This is a genomic window from Roseibium aggregatum IAM 12614 (genome assembly GCF_000168975.1).
In the GTDB taxonomy this organism is placed as follows: Bacteria; Pseudomonadota; Alphaproteobacteria; order Rhizobiales; family Stappiaceae; genus Roseibium; species Roseibium aggregatum.
Genome location: NZ_AAUW01000011.1, coordinates 113,286 through 133,233, shown reverse-complemented (window position 1 = coordinate 133,233; position 19,948 = coordinate 113,286). Strand labels below are relative to the sequence as shown.

The window sequence follows — 19,948 nt, the reverse complement described above, 5'->3', positions numbered from 1 at the left end:
ACCGCCCTTCGCAATCGGATATCTTCCGGTCGTTACGACCTTTCCGCAAAGCCGGGGAGGAGGGTAACGACGCATCCGCTTGAAAAACATACGTATGTTTTGCCGGACAACTTTGAACACGCCCAGGCGCTTAAGATAGGCAAACATGCGACGAATTTGTTCCGTCGAGGCGCGCCGGTTTTCGTTCTTGGTCTTGCAGCCGTTCCGGTTTTTTCAATGGTTCAGGCACGTGCGGACGAGCGGAACATACCGTTTGCGCAGGCGGCAAGAGAGCTGGGGCTGGAGTTTACAGAGGACGATCTGAAGTCCATGGCGGCGGAGGCGGGCCTCGACCTGGCCGTTTCGTTGACGCCTGTCGGGCCGTTGAAAAAGGCCTGGGACGTTCTGGGCAATCTGGACGACATTATCGCCTTGACCCAGCTTTATGGCGAAGCCTATCCGGACAACCTGGTGATCCGGAAAATGGCCGAAATTGCTACAACCGTCGAAGGATCGGAGGCATTTGGGGCCTACGTTTATGGCCGGGACGCGCTGACAGGCGCGGTGGGCAGCGCAATCGACTGGGCGTTTGCCGGCAGCGAGGATGAGGAAGAGGCCTTGCAGTCGCTGCAGGGGATACAGAACGCGATTGAGGCCGGCGGAGCCGTGGAGCAGGCCGCAAACCGCGGCGCAACACGCGAAGAATTGACTGACACCCTGACGAGAGACGCAGAGCTGCGCCGGGAACAAGTCAGGCAACTGTTGTCGGCGGCCCCGATGGCGGCGACAGATGCGCCGCTTACGGCGCCGCGGCTGGATGACGGCAGTCTTTCTTCTGAAACCATCCTGATGGATGGCGGGCAAGTGCCATTGGGCGAGAAGCCGGTTCTGCCAGGCTCTTCCGCCATTCTGGCCCCTGGTTTTGAGGCGGCGCGCCAAAACGGCGTGTCTGAGGGCAGCGTGTCTGGAGCCGGCGCAGTTGGGGCCGAAGTGGGCACCGGCAAGCTGGACGGCGTGAGTGCCACAACGGCGGCCGATGTTGCTGACGCCTCAGCCGGTTTGGCTGCATCTGCTGATCTGGCCCGGAAAAGTTCCTATGACCGATATCGGCAGATCGGCAGAACTGCCGCCGAAGAGGCGGAAGCGCTTGCGGATTACGAAAGGCTGTTCAGGCAAAGCTATGTCGAACTGGGTGGCCACAAGGAGGCTGCCCGGGACTATGCGATTTACCGGTTCAAGCAGATGTGGGGTCTTTCGGCCTTCGCGCCGGAGGCGGAAGGGACCGTATTGAAATATCCGGTCGAGACAGCCTATCCGGATCTTGAAAAAGACGGCCATGGTTACGTGCGCAAGGACGTTGAGGACCTGCTGAAAGCACAGGGGGTGCGCGCTGCGAAATGGCATCTGATGCCAAATGACAAGACCGGCCGGGACAGGCAGCAGGCCCCGGCGGACGAGGACGGCTACGGCCCGCGCATGACATTGACCTATGACGACGAGACCGGAAAGCGCCATTTGCTGACGGAAGACTTTCAGGCAAATGTCGGCCGGGCTCGGGACAGGGCGTGGCAGGCGCACATCCCAAACAACAGCAGGCGGGCCGCGCGGCAGGCCTCTGCCGCACCGGCTGGAAACGTTCCGGCGGCGCTGGCTGCCGCATCGCCCGGTAAAGCTGCGCCGCTGGATGGAGCTTCCACCGGGGCGCGGTGAAAAAACACCGCCTCGGGCGCACAACCGGGAAGCTTCAAAAAGCCTTTGAGTGGCAAGAGCTTTCCGGAAATGCGTGTCTGAACAACAGGTTCAGACATCTGGCCTTGCTGGACGCTTCGTCAAAACAAGGCTAAAACAGACCTCATACCGGTACTTTGGAAAATTGCGGCCTGGCCGGCAAGAGCGCCTTGGCGCTGCCGGATACGTCTGCTCGATTTTTTACGGCCGCCTGCGCGGACAGGCCTTGAGGCGCTGCCGCCGTGCCGGCAGGCGGCGCCGATTACACGTTTTCAAGACATTGAGAGAAAGGGACCACCCATGTGCATGTTTGGTGGGGGAGGCTCCAAGCAGCCGGACCCGGAACCGACACCGCCGCCGCCGCGCGAACCCGACCCGCAGCGGCAGGCGCGCAACCTGCAGGAAAACGGGCGCCGGCGCCGGGCCGCCGCCTATAATACCCGGGCCACCAACCTGACCGGCCCGCTGGGCGTTGCCGATTACGGCAGTGCCTCGCGCCCCGGTGTCACACTTTTGGGGCGTGCGTGATGGGAGTTGTCGACGATCTGAAAACCGAGCTGCAATCGGCCCGGGCGGAACGCCAATGGGTGGAGGCGGACTGGCAGGACTATGTCACCTATACGGCGCCGGACATGGAGCGGGCCTTCAACCGGCCCGGCGGCGTGAGCGCCCGGGATGGCATGAGCGCCCTGCGCGGGTCTGCCGCCCGGGACCGGTCGCGCAAGCTGTACGACCCGACCGCTGTCTGGCTGCTGGACAGGCTTGCCTCCGGCATAGGCTCGCTGACCATGCCCGAAGGCTTTCCCTGGCATGGGGTCGGTTTCGGCGATCCGTTTGCGCCGGCGCCCAGCCAGGCGGACGAGGAGTTTTTCGAACTGGTGCGCGATCACCTGTTCCGTGTGCGGTATTCGGGGCGATCCGGCTTTGCGCTGGCCAACCGCTCGCGCCTGCTGTCCACCGTGAAACTGGGGACGGGTGTGCTGTTTCCGGTCGAAAACGAGGACAGCCTGGCCGATATCCGCACGCCGGTTCATTACCGCTATGTGCCGCTTTACGAGATTTACCTGGTCATCGATGCCCAGGGCAACGATTGCGGGTTCTTTCGGGTGCGCACGTTGAAGGCGTGGCAGGCGGTGAAGGAATATGCCGGCAAGGTGTCGCCCAAGGTGAAGGAAGACGCGGCCGACGCGAAGCGCAAGAACACGGACTACACTTTCGTACATGCCTGCTTTCTGCGCGAAGGCGGCCACGCCCAGGCGACCGACACCAGGAAATCCCGGTTCGAGAGCATCCACTTCGAGGAAGACAGCGGGCATATCTGCCGGCGGGGCGGCTTCTTCGAATATCCGCTGGTGATCAGCCGGTGGGACCGGGACGGGCTGTCGCCCTATGGCTCGCCGCCGCAGGCAAAGCTGATGAGCGACATCAAGAGCCTGCAGAGCCTGGCGCGCGACGGGCTGATTGCCAGTTCGCAGGCGGTGCGCCCGCCGATTGCCACCCATGCGCAGGAGCGCCAGCTTGACCTCAACCCCGGCCGGATCAACCCCGGGCTGATCGACGAGCAGGGCCGGCCGCTGTTCCGGCCGATGATCGACACGGTGAACCCGGGCGCGGCGGATGCGCAGATCGAGACCATCCGCGAGAAGCTGCGGGTGGGGCTTTATGGCGACCTGTGGCAGACGCTGCTGGAAGGCAATGGCCGCACGGCAACGGAAGCCAATATCCGCCGCAAGGAAATGGCCGACATGATCGGGCCGTTCTCCACCAACATCATGGCGGGAAACGAAGCCTTGTTCGAACGGGAGATCGGCATTCTGGGCCGGAGGGGCGCTTTTGCCCCCGGTTCGCCCCTTGCCCCGCCGCAAAGCGTGCTGGAGGGCGATGTGACCCTGACGCCGACGGCACCCATCGACCAGATGCGCGAGGCCGGACATTTCGAGGCGATCATGGGCTTCCAGGAGTATCTCGGCATCGCGGCTGGGGCCGATCCCTCCATTCTGGATCTGCACGACCGGGAAGCCGAATACGACCTGACCCGCCGCGCGCTGGGGCTGCCCGCCAAGCTGAGGCGGCGGCCGGAAGAGGTGGAGGCGCTTCGGCAGGAACGGGCGGCCGAGCAGCAGCAACAGCAGCAGCTTGCGACAGGCGAAAGCATGGCGCGGATCGCCCGCGACGGGGCGCCGCTTCTGCAGGCCCTGGGCGGCGAGGGAGGGCTGGATGGTCTGGCGTAGCCTCAAACGAGCCGCCCGGCGGCGCCGGGAGCGGGCTGGAGTGCTGGAACGGGCCTATCGGTCCGTTTTTTTGTGTCCGGACGGCGAAATCGTGCTGGCGGACCTGGCTGCCGAATGCGGCATCTACCAGGCGCCGCCGGTGAACCTGGAGCCAAGGGCGGGCGGTTATCTGGACGGGCGCAAGGCACTTTATGCCCGCATCCTGTCGATGATCCGCATTCCGCCGGAAGAGCATGCCGCGCTGCAGGAAGCCGCCCGGCTGGAAATGCTGCCCGAGTTCGAAACTGACGAGGAATATTGACGATGTACGACGCGATCGACCCGGTGGCAGGACCGGAGGCTGGCGGGCAAGACGGTTCCGGACAAGATGGTATGGGACCTCGCCCTTCGGAGGGGGGAGGTTTCATCGACGGCTTGAGCGATGCCGACCGGGACATGGCCGCCAGCTATGGCTGGCGCGATGCCGCCGGCATTCTGGAAAGCTATCGCTCGCTGGAAGACAGACTGTCCGGGGCGCTTCAGGTTCCGGGCGAAGATGCCGGCAGCGAGGAACAGGCGGCCTTTTATGCCGATGTTTCCAGCCGCTGGACGCCGAAGGACGGCTATCGCTTCAAGATGCCCGAGACGCTGCCGGAAAACTTTCCCTATGACCAGGCCTTTGCGCAGGAAGCCGGAGACTGGTTCAAGGAGGCGGGGCTTCACCCCGAGGCAGCGCAGAAGCTGCACGACCGGTGGGTGGGCAAGATGGCAGAGCAGTTTTCCGCCCATGAGGAAGCGGCTTTTGACGCCGCGCAGAAACAGGGTCAGGCGGCCGAGGCCGCGCACCTGTCCCTGGTCAGGGAATATGGCGAACCGGACAGCGACGGCTACCAGAACGCCATTGCCAAGGCCGACCGGGCGCTGAGCACCCTGAAGACGGCCGGGGTGGACCTGACGGGATGGTTCGCGGAAAAAGGCGCCCTGACCACGGCTGGAAGCGACGGTTTGCAGCAGGTGACGGACCCCGTGGCGGTGAAGCTGCTCGCCTTCATCCACGACAGCGCCTTTGCGGAAGACGGCCTGAACGGTTTCGGCGCGGGTGGGGAGGGCGGCAATCCCTTCGAGACCGGCAATCCGGACCTCAGGCAGCAGTCGGACCTTCTGGAAAACAGCCCCTTGCGGGCACGGCAGATGATCGTCGCAGCGGGGCGGGATCCACGGTTGTTTGGGCTGTAACAAGCAGTCTTTTCAAGTTGCCGCGGCGAGGATGAGCGCAAATCGCGTTTGGTGCCGGTTTTCGATTGTTGGTCTGCCAGATCTTGTGCTCAACCCGCATGGTGCCACACGCGAAGAAAGCCAGTGGTGAGCGAAACCCTGTTACCCGGTGAGTTCCTCGCACCTGGGAATGATCCACGGTTCGCTGGATGGATCAACATCTGTAGACCAGAAGGCCAGGTCGCCGGTTTCCAATACTTCTGCGTGTACCTGATAAACACTGACATCGTTAGAGCCAGGCCACTTCTCACGGCACAGAAAGATTTTTCCCTCTAATTTTTGGCATCTTGCGCTGTGATAAGCGCGATTTATCAAGAGTAGGTCGTCGATCATCGTGAAATCGTAAGGTATCCACTCTTCTGTGCAGAAATTTTCCTGTGCTTTTAATTCGTTCGCAGGAAGAAATACAAGAATATTTAAGGCGATAAACTTAATGAAAAATCTCGTCAACGAATTCACTCGCAATGTCTATATCGCAGCTAAAAACCTTGGGTTGCCTGATCCCCAGGCGCGCCTTGCGGCAACACAAGCATCACTTGAGACTGCGTATGGCAAATCTGTCAAGGGAAACAACTATTTCGGGATCAAGGCTGGAGCCTCTTGGAAGGGAAAAAAACAGGATTTTCGAACTTGGGAGGATGAGGGGGGAAAGAAAATCGTTCTGACAGACAGCTTTCGCAGATACGGCAGTCTACAGGAAAGCTTGCAGGACTGGGTTGAAACGGTATCGTCGCGATGGCCTGATGCTATGTCCGCTCGCACATTTGAAGACGCGGTAAAGGGACTTCATGCAGGAGTGCCCGGCAAGGGCTATGCAACCGACAAGCTCTATGGCCAAAAACTCAGCTATATTGAGCGAAAAATCGGAGAAACTTACGCTCCGCCGAGCGAAGGTCTTCAGAGATTTTTCCGAGAAACGGAAAAGGACATTGATCTTCACAACATACTTATGGGGCATCGGAACGCACCAAGGTCACCGAACATTTTCGATACTCATGAAATGGCTGGTTTAAATGCTGCCGCGATACCAGTGCCGGGTAGAAAACCCACTTCAGAAATGGAGGTACACCGAGAGTCCGCTTTAAATGTGCCTTTGGACAGGACTGCAGGTCCGTCTCCTGCTGTTCCTCGGCGAAAACCTGGTGCCGATCTCGCGGCTACAGGGGCTGGCAACGAAGAGGATTTCAATCCGTTCGATCTAAAAAATCCAAATCTCAAGTTGCAAGCTTTGCTTCTAGAAAAATCACCGGCGTTGGCAGAGCGGTTGATCGTTTCCGCCGGCCGAGACCCCAGATTGTTCGGTCTCTGAAAATGCCGCTGGTTTCGGAAGAGGTTTTTGTGCCAATTTCAATTAAGGGTTGATCAGGAGCAAATAATGAACATGTTCTGATTTTTCAGCGTCTCGATGCTTTTTTAGAGTGCGATGATATATAGAGGGATCCGGAATGAAATTGAACACCTTTCGTTTTATCAATGGCTTTGGGGCAATTCTGAAAGTGTCGGGGGTTATTGCTCTGCCGTCGGTTTGCCTGGCCGCGGACGGTGCAGTCATCCCGTGGGAACAGCAACCTGAAGTTCTTCGGTCTGAAATAGAGGGCTATGTCAATTCAAGCCTTGATCCCGCCATGTTCAAGGTGCAGGTCGCGGAGGATGTCCGTGTGGTCTATCTGGGCTTTTCGCCCGAGGAAATCGAACAGAATGCTGAGCAGTTTCCGGATATTCCAGGCCATAGCATCTCGCATCTGCCCTATGGACGGAACGAGTATTACAGCACTCCGGTGGATGCGTTGGATTACCAGCTTTCCAATACGATTACCGTGCTCAATCTCGATCTGGACAAGAAGCCGGGATCGGAAGGTAGCAGTGGCGAGAAGAGTACGGAATTGACTGAAATTCTTGCGCCAAAAGGAGAATTCTTTCAATCGCTCGGGTTATCCATTTTTGATTTGATGAGGGTCAAGGATGGTCGGGGCACTCTCGTTGAGTTCGGTCCGCCAATGTCAGTGTTCGACGATTTCGAATTTTCCTATCGGGACAAGATTCTAGAGACGCCTTGCACATCGGTTTTCGAGTTCGCAGGATTCGACGACGGTACACAGGAAAACACCATGGTTGTTTATTCCGGCGCCGAACCCGGTTCGGCCGAGCAGCTTCAGTGCCTGGAGATGCAGGCTCTGGTTTTCATGCGGCCTGCGGGACTTGCATTCGAGAGTGTATCTTCGAACGACTGATCTTCTGCGGTTATTCACCTGATAAACCGAATTGCAGAACACTCATCCGAGAGCCGTGTGGCCGGTTCCCGGACTGTGAAACGGCTTTGAAGTTCACGGTATGGGCCCGGTCTGACTTCCGGCTGTTCTGATGAGCAAGGCGGACCCGGCTTACTGCCGTGCCTCTGCCTTCGCGGTTGGCTTCCGAGCGAAGCGCATCGCCAAATTCCACCCCTTTTTCAGTTTCGATTTCAGTGTGCAGGCCTTTTGGCCTGCACAGATGTATTTCGACGTGTCGATTTTGCTGAAGAGGGTAGACAGCGGGCGCGGGAAATTCTGGGACTGAGCAAACCCGGAACGAAAACGAACGTGAAACCCTGGACTGATGGATGGTCCGGAGTGAGGCTTCAAAATGGAGCAAATCCGTTCGACGTGAAGCGGTCTGATCTCAAGAAACAAGCTGAAATGCTGGACCGTAATCCGCCTGTCGCGCGTAAACTTATCCTCGCTGCGGGCCGGGACCCCGAATTGTTCCTGGTCTGAGGGGCCCGAGGCTAAGTGCGTTCTATGTCAACGCTACTCGAAGACGAATTTGCTGCTCCGATACCCCGGCCTTGCGCCGGTTTTTTTGTTTCTCACCCCAATAGGCAAACGCAGCGTGAAAGAAACGATTTTGAAGGCGTGACCGAATGGTTCGCGATGGCTCGCTTCGTTTGCCTCTTGCTCAAACGTAATCTCTTACACAAACCCAAGGAAATTCAATGACATCTCAAATTTCAGACATCGTCGTCCCGCGTGTGTTTACCCCCTACATGGCGGAGAACAAGCCGGCCAAGCTGATCATGCTGGAAAAATCCGGCATTCTGGCCGGTCCGGCACCGGAAATCGGCAAGCGCTTCAAGGCCGGTGGCAACCAGATTGAAGTGCCCTATTGGGAAGACCTCGACGATGCCGAGCCGACGGTGATTGACGACAGCGACAACAAGATCGGTGTCAGCAAGATCACCGCCAGTGACATGAAGGCCTACAAGCACCGCCTGGCCAAGAAATACGGTGCCAAGACGGTGGCAAGCTATGCCGCAACGGGGCGAGGCGACAGCGCCATGAACCGGGTGGCGGAGCGGATCAGCGCCTATTGGGGACGCCGCAAGGAAGAGCGCATCATTGCGACGGCTGAAGGCGTGATCGCCGACAATGTCGCCAATGACAGCGGCGACATGATCTATTCCATCTATTCCGATGTCGGTTCGCCGACGGCTGCCAACCGCATCAGCTATCAGGCGATCAACCGGGCCCGGCTGACCATGGGTGAAAACCTGGACGACCTGCGCGTGATCGCCATGCACAGCTTCGTCTATGGCACGCTTCTGGACGACGAAAAGATCGAGTTCAAGAAACCGTCCGAAGCGCCGTTCGAGGTGCCTTATTACGCCGGAATGATGGTGGTGCATTCGGAAATGATGCCGGTGACGGCCGGTGCCAATTCGGACGAATACTCCTGCTTCCTGTTTGCACCGGGCGCTTTCATGCATATCGACGAAGTGCCCAGCCGCTCGACGATTTACGGCAACGAAGGCACCGAAATCACCCGTGATCCGGATATTGGCGACGGCGGCGGTGCCGACTATCTGACCACCCGACGTTTCGAGTTGATCCATCCGGCCGGGATGGATTTCACGGCGTCTTCTCTTGCCAAATCCCAGGGCGCGAGCCTGGCCGAACTGCGCAACGCGGCCAACTGGGACCGGAAATACAACCGCAAGAACGTGAAGCTGGCCTGCCTGAAGGTGAATATCTGACGGCGTACCCTCGGGGCAGTCTGGGGACAAGCGACCGCATACATTCACTCCAACGGTTTTGGACCGATCTACGTTTTTGCCCGTAGCCTTTCCTGCGGGCTTTTTGTTTGACCGGTTCGACCTCTCACGGGCCTGACCAAGTCAGGGCCTGTCAAACTTCTTCGGGCGGCGTTTGCCGCCCTTTTTTTTTTCTCGAAAAGAGGCCAGACATGGACGAGATCATCATGCGCCGCCTGCGGCACCTCCAGCGCCTGGAAGAACAACACGAAGCCGATTTCCTGGCTCGTTGCGCCCCGCCGAAAACGGAGGCCGAAAAGCGGCAGGAACACCTGGCCGATGCGCTGGCCGCGGACTGGAACCGCAAGCAAAGGGCGGCAAGGCAGCCACGGGCCGAAAAGCCGCTGCCCAAAGGTTGGCGCAAGGAGCATTGGAAGACCCAGCAGGCCATGGCCGCGGATTATGCCGGTGTGAAGGCCGCCAACAAATACGAGGCCGTTCAGGCGCTTGCTGCCTATGAGGCCAAAGCCGGCGATCTTGCCGCCGCCTGACCCTTTCAAGGAAACTATTTCATGTCGGGAACCGTCAACACAGCCGTTGAGATGGCGAACCTTGCGCTTGCGCATCTGAAGGAAGCGCCCATCCGCGACTTCGATTTTTCCTCCGTCGCGTCGCGCTGGTTCAAGAACCACTACGCGGCGCACCGGGATGCCTATTTGGCCATGCACGACTGGGACTTTGCCATCGAGTTGGTGAACCTGCCCGCAGAGACTGAAAAGCCGCCGTTTCGCTGGGCCTATCAATACAAGCTGCCAGCCGGCACGCTTCGCATTCCACAGCAGAGTGTTGGCGGATCGCCGGGAGGGACGATCATTCCCTTCGAAGTGGTGGGGCAGCGCATCATGTCGGATCATCCGCCGCCGTTTCCGCTCCGCCATGTGCGCCGGGTGGTGCGGGAGGCCGAATTCGCGCCGCTGTTCGTGAACGGGTTCGCCCTGTTTCTGGCGGCAGGCTGCGCCCATTCGATCACCGGAAAGAACAGCCGTGCGGAAGCCTTGCGCCAGGCGGCGCGGGAAGCCTTCGACCAGGCCGGAACATCCGACGCCCTGCAGGGCACGCCGCTTCCCATGATTGATCTGGATATCATTGCAAACAGATGAGCTATCACCTTCAAGCCACGTTCAGCCGGGGCGAACTCGACCCGGAGCTGATCTACCGTTCGGACCTGGAACTGTTCCGGTCCTCCCTGGCCGAATGCCGGAATTTCCTGACCCTGAAACGCGGCGGTCTGCGCCGGCGCGGCGGCACCAAATTCATTGCAGAACTCAAGGACAGCAGTCGGCAAGGCTGGTTGATCCCGTTCGAGTTCGGAAACGGGCAATATTACATGCTTGAGTTCGGCCACCACATTTTCCGGGTGTTCACCAGCGAGGGGCGGGTCGGCACTGTTGAGGTGGCGACACCCTATTCCTCCGGGGTTTTGCCACGGCTGAAATTCGTACAGTCGACCGACACGCTGTTCATCGCCGGTGGCGGCGTTGCCCCGCAGGCCCTCAAGCGATTGTCGGAGCTTTCCTGGGCGATCGAGCCGATGTCGTTCAGGGATGGGCCCTATCTGGACGTCAATATCTCGCCGACGAACCTGAAACCGGCCGCGACGGGCAATGCTGTTCCCAAAATGACATCGAACACAGCCCCAAGCGGGACTGTGTCGGCCTCCAACGGCAGCGCTTCGGCCTGGCAGCTGTTCAATCGCTCGGAAGGCAAGACAGTGCTTTCCTCCGGGGCAACGGGTTGGGTGCAATATCAGTTTCCCGGCAGTGTCGTGATCGACGCCTACATGCTGCAGGCGCCGAACGATAACAGCCAGAACGACGACATGCCCTGGCAGTGGAACATCGAGGCGTCGAACAATGGCTCCGACTGGACAATCCTGGATACGCAGGACGGTCAGGATACCTGGTCCTCCAACGAATGGCGAGAATATGATTTTCACAACGAGACCGCCTTTACCCATTACCGGCTGAGCTTCACGCAAGGCGGCGGATCAGCTTCGGACAATTCCGCGATCGGGCAACTGGTGTTTCACCGGGCCGGCAACGACCAGAGCCCGTTCACGCTGACGGCTTCAGGGACAGGTGGCATCAATGGCGGTGCTGGCTTTCAGCCGTCTGACGTGGGGCGGCATATCCGGTTTCGCGGGTCGGACGGGTTCTGGCGCTGGTTCCGGATCCACAGCCGCCAGTCGGCAACCTCGGTCAAGGTGCAGCTTTTTGGCCAGGCACTGCAGGACACCAAGGCACAAAGCATCTGGCGGCTGGGGGCATGGTCCGGCACCACGGGGTGGCCGGAAACAATCGGCTGGCACAAGAACAGGCTCGCCTTCGCGGGCACCAGCGAGGAACCACAGAAGATCTGGGAAAGCCAGACGGAGGACTTCACCAACTTTTCCGTTTCCCATGTTCTGAAGGCATCCGACGCGGTGACCGCGGGCATTCTTTCCGGACAGGTGAACCGGATCCAGTGGCTGGTCGACGATAACGACCTGATTGTCGGCACGACCCGCGCGGTGCGTGCCGTCGGCAAGGCGACCGATCAGGACCCCTACGGGCCGGAGAATGTCGACCAGAAGCCTGAGACGAATTTCGGTGCCAATGACGTCAGCCCGATCAAGGTGGGATCGGTGCTGATCTACTACGGCCCTTATGGAACCGACATGCGCGAAATGGCCTATGACTTCGGCTCCGATGGCCGGGTGTCTCAGGCGGTGAGCGAGGTGCAGTCGCATCTGTTTCAAAGCGGTATTGCCGGGGCCTGCTACCAGCAATACCCCGATAGCGTCATCTGGCAGTGGGACCAGAAAGGCAGTGGGATCGGTTTCACCTATGAACGCCAGCAGCAGGTCTACGGCATGCAGCGCCACGATTTCGGTGGTGTGGTGGAATGTATGGCGGACCTTTCGGGCGCTGGAGCGGACACCGTCTGGATGATCGTGAAACGGACCATCGACGGACAGACACGGCGGTACATCGAAATCATGCAGCGGCCGTTTCCGGGCGGGGCGATCGAGGATGCATGGCATCTCGATTGCGGCGCGCACTACGAAGGCCTGCCGGCAAACACGGTCTCGGGACTTCAACACCTGGAAGGCGAAGAGGTGATCCTTTATGCCGATGGGACCGACTATCCGGCAATTGTGACCGCCGGAGAAGCGAGCCTGCCGAATGGCCAGACGGCGGAAAAGATCCTGGTAGGGCTGAACGTGGAGGCGAGGGCGAAGACCTTGCCGTTTCCCGTTAATGCGCAGGACGGTTCGGCCATGGGCCGCAAGATGCGAGTGGACAGTTGCAGTATCGCGGTTCTGGACACCGGGACCCTCAAGGCCGGGTCAGACGAAACCTTTCTGGACGAGCTGATCTACTACCGTGCGGGTGACCCCGCCGGAGAGCCGGCGCCCTTGCGCACAGGCGTGCTCGACCAGCCAATCGAAACGCGATGGGAAGACGGGGGGCAGCTTACGCTGGCAGCCAGCGGCGGCAAACCCTGCACCATCCTGGCCGTCAATTTCGGCCGAGACGCGGAGCCTTAATTCATGTGTCATCCAGCAATATTGGCTGCGGTCTCCGTTGCGGGATCGCTGGCCGGCGGCGCCGTGCAAGCGCAAGGCGCGCGCCAGCAGGCAGATGCCCAGGCAAAGGCGGAAGAACGCCGTGCAGAACTGGCCGACCACCAGAAGGCAGTCAATCAGACCCAGGCTTCTTTTGAGCGAAAACGAACCCTGGACAAATACGAAAGGGCGCTCGGCTTCAACCGGGCTGCCGGAGCCGAACGGGGTCTGTCGCAAACCGGTTCGCTGAACGACGTCGCGGACGACAATGCCTTCGAAGTGGCTCAAAACATCGAAGCCATCCGGTATGGCGCGGAAGGCAAGCGGGACAATCTGACCTTCGAGGCGAAGACTGCCCGGGAGCGGGCACATTCGAGCCGCCGCGCGGGGCGTATCAGCGCCACCGGCGCGATGCTTGGCGGTGTTACCGGGGGCAACTTCGGTACCGGTACAGTGCTGTTTGATGCTGCCGCCTTGCAGCCTGGCGAAGTGCTGACGGTTTTGCTGGTGAGCAAATACGATCAGCCTTACAGCCTGGCGGGCGGTGAGATTGACCCGGCGGTCATGGAACGCGCCATGGACCGGACGGCGATCAACATGCAGTCGGTCGCCACCCGGGCGCTGATCGAGGTCAACGGCGGCTTTGACCTGAAAGGCCGCCGAATGATCAACGCGCTTGATGCGGCCGAAAATCAGGACTTGCCGACGCTTCAGCAGGTTCTTGAAATAGCCTCTCTCCCAGGTGCTCAAGGACCGAAAGGCCCGGTTGGCAACCAAGGCCCCACGGGTCCGGCCGGTCCGCAAGGCCCTGCAGGTCCGCAGGGGCCTCAAGGGGAACGCGGCCCGCTCGGCTATGAAGGTCCGCGAGGTCCTGAAGGGCCATCCGGTCCGACTGGCTCGCAAGGACCGACTGGACCGCAAGGCCCGCAGGGTCCAGAGGGGCCGATTGGCAAGTCATTTGATCCGGATTACACCGGCCTGACGGCCGACCGTGCAGCCTATGACGCTGAACCCAAAGACACGTCCTTTCTCGATACCGAGGCCGGGATTGTTTATTGGAAGCTCTCCAACGCGGTCGGCGCCTGGTCGACTGGTGTCAACTTCGGGCGCGGGCCGCAGGGCTTGCAGGGGCCGCAGGGCATTCGAGGCCCGGCCGGTCCTGTCGGGTTGAACCACCGTGGAACGTGGAACGTGGCAACCGCTTACGTTGAGCGAGATACGGTCAGCCATGACGGGTCTTACTTCATCTGCGTGGCAGCCCATACCGGTGTCACCCCGGAAGACGCCGCCGCTGAATGGGACATTGTTGCCGCGAAAGGGGAACGCGGCCTGCAGGGATTGCAGGGCATTCAGGGGCCGGAAGGGCCGCAGGGTGTGCAAGGCCCGGAAGGCATCCAAGGACCGAAAGGCGATCCCGGCCCGCAAGGTCCGACAGGTGCGCAGGGTCCGCAAGGCCCGCAGGGCGATCCCGGGTTGATCTATCGGGGCTTCTGGTCTTCTGGCGAAACGTACAATTCTGACGAAACGGTCACCTATAACGGGTCGTCCTATATCTCGTTGCGGGTGAACATCGGTCAGAACCCCAGCATCTCGCCGGATGATTGGGGCTTGCTGGCTGCAAAGGGCGATGTGGGGCCGGTCGGGGCAACGGGGCCGGAAGGGCCACAAGGTTCAACCAGCTACGACGCCGGCACGGTCGGCGGCCTTGGGCCAAACCAGCTTTTGCGGTCCGATGTAAGCGGGACAATCTCGGGGAACGTGACTGCAACAGGTCAGCTTCTTTCGAACAACCATATATATCTTGGTCGTGCCGGGTCCGGCGACAACTGGATTATTTTCAGGGACAAGAACAGCAATACGGACAGATACTTAGGCTGGGACGACAGCGCCAACGCTCTCGTTGCAGAAGAGAACGACGGCGGATTTCATAAGCTAGGGCTTGTCTATGACGGGTCCAACGCGAACGAAACAAACTATCCGATTGGACACATCATCTGGGCATCGGCGCCCGCCTCGATCAACAGAAATGCTTCACGAGCCTGCTACTTGCACAGCGCATCCACTGGCTATGCCGACTCATCTGACCCCAACAAGTCCACGGGCCTGTCTGGTACGTGGCGTAGTCGCGGTGCGGCCGGTCAAATCGCCATATATCAGCGTGTAGCATAGAGGAAACGGCATGACTGAAATCAATGTTAAAACAACTGTCATCACCAAGTTTCATGGCTTCTTCCCAGGCTATGAAACCGACCCCACTCTAACCGATATGTCCAAGATCGTCGGGGCGTGCTCCTACGATGTTCAACACGCAAACGGTTACACGGAAACGCTCGAAACAGGGCTTAGGCCGGGCGAAAATTTTGGGTGGAGCATCAAGGTCATTGAAGCCGCGCAGGCTTGGCGAAATGCTGGAGGTGTCATTTCGGAATGGGCGCCACCCGCGGCTGACTAAATTCGACCGAACCGACCGAAACACACCGCCCTTGAGGCGGTTTTTTTATGCCTGAAAGGCACTCCAATGAAACTGGTTTCAGACTGGCGCGCGGTCCTGCAAAGGGCTTGGAGCGTGCGCCTTATGCTGCTTGCTGCGCTGCTCTCTGGCGCGGAGGTGGCGTTGCCCTTTCTGGGTGACTTCTTTGCGGCGGGCTTACGCGATGCAGCCGATGGTACGACGAAATTAAAAATGGCTACGCAAGGGACGGGCAATGAACGAAGATCAGTTTCGGGAATTTGCCAGAGAAGGCGGAAAAGAAGGCGGTCGGGAGGCTGCCCAGGAAGTGCTTCGTGCGCTCGGCGTCGATATTGAACATCCGTTTGAGGCTCAAAAGGATATGCATTTTCTGCGCGATTTGCGCAAAGGGACGTCCAGCGTCAAGGGCAAACTGGTTAGCACCATTGTGGGGGCGCTGGCGCTGGCTGGACTTTACAAACTCCTGTCAGGAATTAGATGGGGGGCTTGAAATGCCCATAAGGCATCGTTTGATGGCTTGACGCACTGTTCACCAATTCAAGGCTAGTTATTAAAAAAATCGAAGACTATCTCCAGATCACGAACAGAAACCGTTTCTCTTTCTGAAACATTGGAGATCAAAATGTCCGCGCCGTTGAAAACAATCCTGCACATTAATGCCTCTGCTCGTGCCACCGGTTCGGTGACGCGGGACCTTGGGCAGACCTTTGTGACACGTTTAATGGCAAAATCACCAGATGTTGAAGTCATTGCTCGTGATGTTTCCCAGGGACTGCCTTTCCTCAGTGAAGAGTGGATCGGAGCGACTGTTACAGATCCTGCTGCACGGAGCGCAGAACAGAAAGAGGCGCTTGCTTTGTCTGACACGCTTGTTGGGGAATTAAAGGCAGCAGATACCATCGTGATTGGCACCCCTGTTTACAACTTCTCCGTTCCGGCGGCGCTAAAAGCGTGGATCGACATGATCGCGCGGGCAAGAGAGACGTTCCAGTATACGGAGAATGGAGCGGTTGGTCTGCTTCAGGGAAAAAAGGCCTATATCATCATTGCCTCCGGTGGCACCAAGGTAGGATCAGAGATCGACTTCGCCGGGACTTACCTGAAGCATATTCTGGGCTTCATCGGAATTTCCGATGTGACGATTATTGCCGCCGATCAGTTGATGATTGACCCTGATAACCGGGACGCCGCACTGGCTCAGACATTGGAACTAGCCGCCTGAGTGAAGCGGTGGACCAGGTGGAAGGTACCGTCATATAAAATTGCGAAATGCAACGGGCTTCCGTCAGAGTAAAATTTTTAGTTGTAGTTTCCTGGCGGGAAAAGTTGGCTTGTTTTAAGGAAAGAAATTGTACTTTCGTTCCCTCAAAGCCAGGCAAGCTAGCAACAGCTGAATCAACCAAGCGACTTTGACGGCTGCACCTTCTGGTGCAGCCGGCTACGCCGGGAAACTATTTTTGTTGTTTAATTGAATCGACGTCTGCTCGGCGCAGCTCGTTTTCTTAGGTTTCTTGCCGTTTGGCTCAGATGACACCAACTACGATTGCAGCCAAAAACGCAAAGGCTGCGAGGAAGGCAATCATGTTCAGGTTCCGTACAAGGGTCATATGTCCGCTCCCGATTACCTCTTTCTGACTGGGCGATACTAAGTCAGCATAATGCCGAAGCGAAGCAAAAAAGATGCTGCAGCGCAGCGGAAGGCTGCATTCTAGGGTTGTGGTTGTTGAGGAAGCATTAAGTAAAGCCTTGAATGGAAACGGTCCCTGCCATCCGCGCAAAAAACAGAACTAAATTGCCCAGGTGTCGCGATCGCGGACTGTGAAGAATGGTTTGGCGGAGCGAATTGATTGTGGGGCGGATTTCGGCAGCACGCAGTCCATCCAGTTTCGCCGATGTCAACGGTAGCTTAATGTTAAGAGCCGGCTGATAGGGTTCACGCTTACGCGACTGGTGCGTCGGGGTGTTGATGTTCAATCTTGCAAAACTTGCTGAATTGGCAAGGGACTCAAGTGCTGCGGGGCGCAGAAGCTTGGTCAGTACACTGACTGACCTTTTCGTGAGTTCCGGCGATGATCGCGATGAGCAGATCAGCCTGCTTTTCGGTGACATCGTTCTGAAGGTGCTTGGGCAGCTGGAAGAAGAAACCCGGATCATTCTGTCCAAACGCGTTTGCAAGGAAAAAGACGCTCCCCGTGATCTGATGGTGAAGCTGGCGCAGGATGCGTTTCCCGTTGCAGGGCCTGTCCTGGAAAACTCGCCAGCACTGACTTCAGACGATCTCGTGGCGATTGCATCTTCTGCCTCCATGGAGCATCTGGGTGCAATTGCGGGGCGTGAAACCGTCGACAAGGCAGTTACCAGTGTACTGGTCGACCGCGGAGATACGTCGGTTTTGAGCAAGGTAGCAGAAAACCAGGGTGCAGAGTTCGCCGATGCGTCATTCCTGAAACTGGTAGACAAAGCCAGGTCAAGCGAAGCCATTCAGGCGGCATTGATTAACCGCACGGATTTGCCGGAAGAGGCCGCGCATGCCTTGCTGCCTTTCTTGACAGAAGAACTGAAAGAGAGAGTGAGTGCGCTCGGGGCCGACAGCACGCTTGTCCAGCTTCTGGCCGAGCGCGCTGCAACCGAAGTGGCAGCTCGTGCTCACAAGCTCGAAGAGGCTCGCGAACAGTCTAATGCGTTGATCCGCGATGTAGTCAACAAGAAGACCAAAATAGATGAAGCGGTGACCTTGTTTGCGCGGTCTGACAGAACAGCGGAACTTGGTATATTGCTTGCCAAAGTCAGCAATTTGCCACCCGCCGCCGTGTCTCAGCTTTTGTTCAGTTCAAGTGACAAACCATTGATCATTCTTTGCAAGGCAAACGGCGTTACTGCCGAAGCCTACAAGGATATTCTGACGATGCGAGCCCGTCGGTTGCGCATTGGCGGACTGGAGTTGAATGCCGCAATCCAGCGCTATGCTGCGCTCAGTGAAGATGGTGCGCGAAGGTCTCTTGAAACCTTGAAACAATCGGGTGCGAATTTCGGGCTGAAAACCGAAGAGGAAAGAATCGAAGCCGAAACCGTACGGTCCAAGAAAAACATTCCCTTCGCGTCCAGTCGCTAAGTTTGCTTTCCTTAGTTGGCTGATCTCTGCAAGGTCGCAGTCATGGCTGCGGCAAAGATCAAGAACCCACCGCCAATCCTGGTTATCAGCTTCAGCAGAGATGGGTTTCTCAGTTTTTGGCCAAGAGCCGCTGCTGCGTAGGCGTAAACGGCTGCATTCAAGATCCCCAAAACAACGAACGTCGTTCCCAGAAGTGCGAGTTGTGGAACAACCGGGGCATGAGGTGCGATAAAGTGTGGCAGGAACGCCATGAAAAAAACGATACCCTTCGGGTTGAGCGCTGTAACCACATACGCATGCCAGAATATCTTTCGGGCAGGGACATCGGCGACCTGATGCGGGCCAAGTGCAGTTGGCCGGCTTCTCCACATCTTAAGACCAAGCCAGACCAGGTAGATTGCGCCCACCCACTTTAGTATGCTGAAAGCCGTCGCCGAAGCCGCCAGAATGGCGCCAAGACCCATGAGTGAGGCGGTTGCTGCTGTTGCATCCCCCAATCCCACACCGAGAACACTGGCAACCGCAGACTTACGCCCCTGAGTCAGGGCATAGCTGACGACAAGCATGATAGTTGGTCCCGGGATCGCGAGGACGATCACGGTCGCAACCACGTAAGCGGAGAAGAGCTCTAGTGTCATTGGGATCCCTCATTTTCCCCCAGGTGCAACCATAGACGCGGGGCACGCGTTGTTCAATCATGACGGTTGTTGATCATGGAAGTATGCGGAGCAGGGAATGCAGATAAGCGTCGTGTTTGTTTCCGCCGTTTTGCTGGTGCATTGTCTTCTGCCTCGTTACGCTTACGCAAGCCCTCCGTTGCCACAAGAAAAGCCCATTCAGGAGCTTGGTCAAACGCGCTTCATTGAGGGGATTGATGTGCCGGCAACCAAGCCTGCAGGGGACACAAAGTTGTTTTCTACTGAGCCGGTTGAAGGTGGCGGAAAATCGTTGCCAACAGAAACATCTGAGCTTGCGTCCTGCGACATCCAAGGGGCAGTGTTTGATCGACTTGCTCCGTTGCAAGGTGAGGTGGGGGACGAGGGCTGCGGGATCGCCGTGCCTGTAAATCTCACAGGATTACGTAGCGAAAGTTTCGAGGTGGCCTTCCCGACCAATGCCACTTTGTCTTGTGGGTTTGTTAAGACGCTCACAGAGTGGGTCATTCAAGATGTCGTGCCATTGGCACAGGCAGAGTTTGGACAACCTGTGTCGGAGTTTTTTACGGGGCCAGGTTATCAGTGCCGCCGCAGAAACAATCAGCCAGACGGGAAGCTTTCGGAACATGCACTTGGCAAAGCCATTGATATCACGGCTTTTCGGTTGAGTGACGGGACCGAGATCTCTGTTGAAACGGATTGGGCAAGCAAGACCGAGAAGGGCCAATTTTTGTCGTCGATCCACCAGGCTGCCTGCAAACGCTTTATGACCGTACTTGGCCCCGATGCAGACCCCAACCACAAGTCCCACTTTCATCTCGATATCGGGTGCCATGGCAAAAGCTGTACCTACGTTATTTGCCAATAATCCGATCCCGGCTTGCAAATCAGCCGCAAGCTTGGTC

20 protein-coding genes are annotated in these 19,948 nt (G+C 58.2%); 19 read left to right on the top strand and 1 reads right to left on the bottom strand.

What is annotated here, in order from left to right; all coding sequences use genetic code 11:
• Positions 1-216: 216 nt before the first annotated feature.
• From SIAM614_RS16080 to SIAM614_RS16000, 18 genes are all read left to right on the top strand, one after another.
• Complete coding sequence (locus SIAM614_RS16080; RefSeq protein WP_157139898.1) at positions 217-1,689, top strand: hypothetical protein; 1,473 nt, start codon at positions 217-219, stop codon at positions 1,687-1,689.
• A 324-nt stretch (positions 1,690-2,013) separates the two neighbouring features.
• Positions 2,014-2,235, top strand: a complete 222-nt coding sequence (locus tag SIAM614_RS16075) for a hypothetical protein (RefSeq protein WP_006936041.1) — start codon at positions 2,014-2,016, stop codon at positions 2,233-2,235.
• The gene (locus tag SIAM614_RS16070) at positions 2,235-3,938 is read left to right on the top strand and encodes a portal protein (protein WP_006936040.1); all 1,704 of its coding nucleotides are present in this window, start codon (positions 2,235-2,237) and stop codon (positions 3,936-3,938) included. Before SIAM614_RS16075 ends, SIAM614_RS16070 begins: the two co-directional genes overlap by 1 nt.
• Positions 3,925-4,239, top strand: a complete 315-nt coding sequence (locus tag SIAM614_RS16065) for a Bbp19 family protein (RefSeq protein WP_006936039.1) — start codon at positions 3,925-3,927, stop codon at positions 4,237-4,239. Before SIAM614_RS16070 ends, SIAM614_RS16065 begins: the two co-directional genes overlap by 14 nt.
• A 2-nt stretch (positions 4,240-4,241) precedes the next feature.
• Positions 4,242-5,153: a hypothetical protein gene (locus tag SIAM614_RS16060; RefSeq protein WP_006936038.1), complete on the top strand. Its 912-nt coding sequence runs from the start codon at positions 4,242-4,244 to the stop codon at positions 5,151-5,153.
• A 472-nt stretch (positions 5,154-5,625) separates the two neighbouring features.
• Entirely contained in the window at positions 5,626-6,501 is an 876-nt protein-coding gene (locus tag SIAM614_RS16055; RefSeq protein ID WP_006936036.1) for a glycoside hydrolase family 73 protein, read from the top strand.
• Positions 6,502-6,637: 136 nt separating this feature from the next.
• Positions 6,638-7,423: a hypothetical protein gene (locus SIAM614_RS16050; protein WP_006936035.1), complete on the top strand. Its 786-nt coding sequence runs from the start codon at positions 6,638-6,640 to the stop codon at positions 7,421-7,423.
• A 130-nt stretch (positions 7,424-7,553) separates the two neighbouring features.
• Complete coding sequence (locus SIAM614_RS16045) at positions 7,554-7,748, top strand: hypothetical protein (protein ID WP_006936034.1); 195 nt, start codon at positions 7,554-7,556, stop codon at positions 7,746-7,748.
• 415 nt (positions 7,749-8,163) lie between these two features.
• Complete coding sequence (locus tag SIAM614_RS16040; RefSeq protein WP_157139897.1) at positions 8,164-9,201, top strand: hypothetical protein; 1,038 nt, start codon at positions 8,164-8,166, stop codon at positions 9,199-9,201.
• 209 nt (positions 9,202-9,410) lie between these two features.
• Positions 9,411-9,749 carry a hypothetical protein gene (locus SIAM614_RS16035; protein ID WP_006936032.1) on the top strand — a complete coding sequence of 113 codons (339 nt, stop codon included), beginning with the start codon at positions 9,411-9,413 and terminating at the stop codon, positions 9,747-9,749.
• Positions 9,750-9,770: 21 nt separating this feature from the next.
• Positions 9,771-10,358 carry a hypothetical protein gene (locus SIAM614_RS16030; RefSeq protein WP_006936031.1) on the top strand — a complete coding sequence of 196 codons (588 nt, stop codon included), beginning with the start codon at positions 9,771-9,773 and terminating at the stop codon, positions 10,356-10,358.
• The gene (locus SIAM614_RS16025) at positions 10,355-12,787 is read left to right on the top strand and encodes a hypothetical protein (protein WP_006936030.1); all 2,433 of its coding nucleotides are present in this window, start codon (positions 10,355-10,357) and stop codon (positions 12,785-12,787) included. The genes SIAM614_RS16030 and SIAM614_RS16025 overlap by 4 nt, the downstream gene beginning before the upstream one ends.
• A gap of 3 nt (positions 12,788-12,790) precedes the next feature.
• Entirely contained in the window at positions 12,791-14,974 is a 2,184-nt protein-coding gene (locus SIAM614_RS32970; protein ID WP_157139896.1) for a virion core protein, T7 gp14 family, read from the top strand.
• Between the two features lie 10 nt (positions 14,975-14,984).
• Positions 14,985-15,257: a hypothetical protein gene (locus SIAM614_RS16015; protein WP_006936028.1), complete on the top strand. Its 273-nt coding sequence runs from the start codon at positions 14,985-14,987 to the stop codon at positions 15,255-15,257.
• 66 nt (positions 15,258-15,323) lie between these two features.
• Positions 15,324-15,611, top strand: a complete 288-nt coding sequence (locus SIAM614_RS33660; protein WP_081455273.1) for a DUF7940 domain-containing protein — start codon at positions 15,324-15,326, stop codon at positions 15,609-15,611.
• Positions 15,511-15,765, top strand: coding sequence for a hypothetical protein (locus tag SIAM614_RS32035; RefSeq protein WP_040440422.1), 255 nt, complete (start codon positions 15,511-15,513; stop codon positions 15,763-15,765). Before SIAM614_RS33660 ends, SIAM614_RS32035 begins: the two co-directional genes overlap by 101 nt.
• A 132-nt stretch (positions 15,766-15,897) precedes the next feature.
• The gene (locus SIAM614_RS16005; RefSeq protein ID WP_006936026.1) at positions 15,898-16,497 is read left to right on the top strand and encodes an FMN-dependent NADH-azoreductase; all 600 of its coding nucleotides are present in this window, start codon (positions 15,898-15,900) and stop codon (positions 16,495-16,497) included.
• Positions 16,498-17,241: 744 nt separating this feature from the next.
• On the top strand, positions 17,242-18,387 hold the full coding sequence (locus SIAM614_RS16000) for a DUF2336 domain-containing protein (RefSeq protein ID WP_006936025.1): 1,146 nt from the start codon (positions 17,242-17,244) through the stop codon (positions 18,385-18,387).
• A gap of 11 nt (positions 18,388-18,398) precedes the next feature.
• On the opposite strand, the gene SIAM614_RS15995 is transcribed toward SIAM614_RS16000, so the two are convergent.
• A complete protein-coding gene (locus tag SIAM614_RS15995) occupies positions 18,399-19,025 on the bottom strand; it encodes a LysE family translocator (protein WP_006936024.1) in 627 nt (208 codons plus the stop codon).
• Positions 19,026-19,122: 97 nt separating this feature from the next.
• Between SIAM614_RS15995 and SIAM614_RS15990 the strand changes: the two genes are divergently transcribed.
• The gene (locus SIAM614_RS15990) at positions 19,123-19,911 is read left to right on the top strand and encodes an extensin-like domain-containing protein (RefSeq protein ID WP_006936023.1); all 789 of its coding nucleotides are present in this window, start codon (positions 19,123-19,125) and stop codon (positions 19,909-19,911) included.
• Positions 19,912-19,948: the final 37 nt, after the last annotated feature.

What these genes read in the sequence shown, in the direction of transcription:
- SIAM614_RS16070 (WP_006936040.1), top strand. Translation starts at nt 2,235, where the DNA reads ATGGGAGTTGTCGACGATCTGAAAACCGAGCTGCAATCGGCCCGGGCG.
- SIAM614_RS33660 (WP_081455273.1), top strand. Translation starts at nt 15,324, where the DNA reads ATGAAACTGGTTTCAGACTGGCGCGCGGTCCTGCAAAGGGCTTGGAGC.
- SIAM614_RS16045 (WP_006936034.1), top strand. Translation starts at nt 7,554, where the DNA reads ATGAGCAAGGCGGACCCGGCTTACTGCCGTGCCTCTGCCTTCGCGGTT.
- SIAM614_RS16005 (WP_006936026.1), top strand. Translation starts at nt 15,898, where the DNA reads ATGTCCGCGCCGTTGAAAACAATCCTGCACATTAATGCCTCTGCTCGT.
- SIAM614_RS16050 (WP_006936035.1), top strand. Translation starts at nt 6,638, where the DNA reads ATGAAATTGAACACCTTTCGTTTTATCAATGGCTTTGGGGCAATTCTG.
- SIAM614_RS16080 (WP_157139898.1), top strand. Translation starts at nt 217, where the DNA reads ATGGTTCAGGCACGTGCGGACGAGCGGAACATACCGTTTGCGCAGGCG.
- SIAM614_RS16035 (WP_006936032.1), top strand. Translation starts at nt 9,411, where the DNA reads ATGGACGAGATCATCATGCGCCGCCTGCGGCACCTCCAGCGCCTGGAA.
- SIAM614_RS16015 (WP_006936028.1), top strand. Translation starts at nt 14,985, where the DNA reads ATGACTGAAATCAATGTTAAAACAACTGTCATCACCAAGTTTCATGGC.
- SIAM614_RS16055 (WP_006936036.1), top strand. Translation starts at nt 5,626, where the DNA reads ATGAAAAATCTCGTCAACGAATTCACTCGCAATGTCTATATCGCAGCT.
- SIAM614_RS16075 (WP_006936041.1), top strand. Translation starts at nt 2,014, where the DNA reads ATGTTTGGTGGGGGAGGCTCCAAGCAGCCGGACCCGGAACCGACACCG.
- SIAM614_RS32035 (WP_040440422.1), top strand. Translation starts at nt 15,511, where the DNA reads ATGAACGAAGATCAGTTTCGGGAATTTGCCAGAGAAGGCGGAAAAGAA.
- SIAM614_RS16065 (WP_006936039.1), top strand. Translation starts at nt 3,925, where the DNA reads ATGGTCTGGCGTAGCCTCAAACGAGCCGCCCGGCGGCGCCGGGAGCGG.
- SIAM614_RS16025 (WP_006936030.1), top strand. Translation starts at nt 10,355, where the DNA reads ATGAGCTATCACCTTCAAGCCACGTTCAGCCGGGGCGAACTCGACCCG.
- SIAM614_RS16040 (WP_157139897.1), top strand. Translation starts at nt 8,164, where the DNA reads ATGACATCTCAAATTTCAGACATCGTCGTCCCGCGTGTGTTTACCCCC.
- SIAM614_RS32970 (WP_157139896.1), top strand. Translation starts at nt 12,791, where the DNA reads ATGTGTCATCCAGCAATATTGGCTGCGGTCTCCGTTGCGGGATCGCTG.
- SIAM614_RS16030 (WP_006936031.1), top strand. Translation starts at nt 9,771, where the DNA reads ATGTCGGGAACCGTCAACACAGCCGTTGAGATGGCGAACCTTGCGCTT.
- SIAM614_RS15990 (WP_006936023.1), top strand. Translation starts at nt 19,123, where the DNA reads ATGCAGATAAGCGTCGTGTTTGTTTCCGCCGTTTTGCTGGTGCATTGT.
- SIAM614_RS16000 (WP_006936025.1), top strand. Translation starts at nt 17,242, where the DNA reads ATGTTCAATCTTGCAAAACTTGCTGAATTGGCAAGGGACTCAAGTGCT.
- SIAM614_RS15995 (WP_006936024.1), bottom strand. Translation starts at nt 19,025, where the DNA reads ATGACACTAGAGCTCTTCTCCGCTTACGTGGTTGCGACCGTGATCGTC.
- SIAM614_RS16060 (WP_006936038.1), top strand. Translation starts at nt 4,242, where the DNA reads ATGTACGACGCGATCGACCCGGTGGCAGGACCGGAGGCTGGCGGGCAA.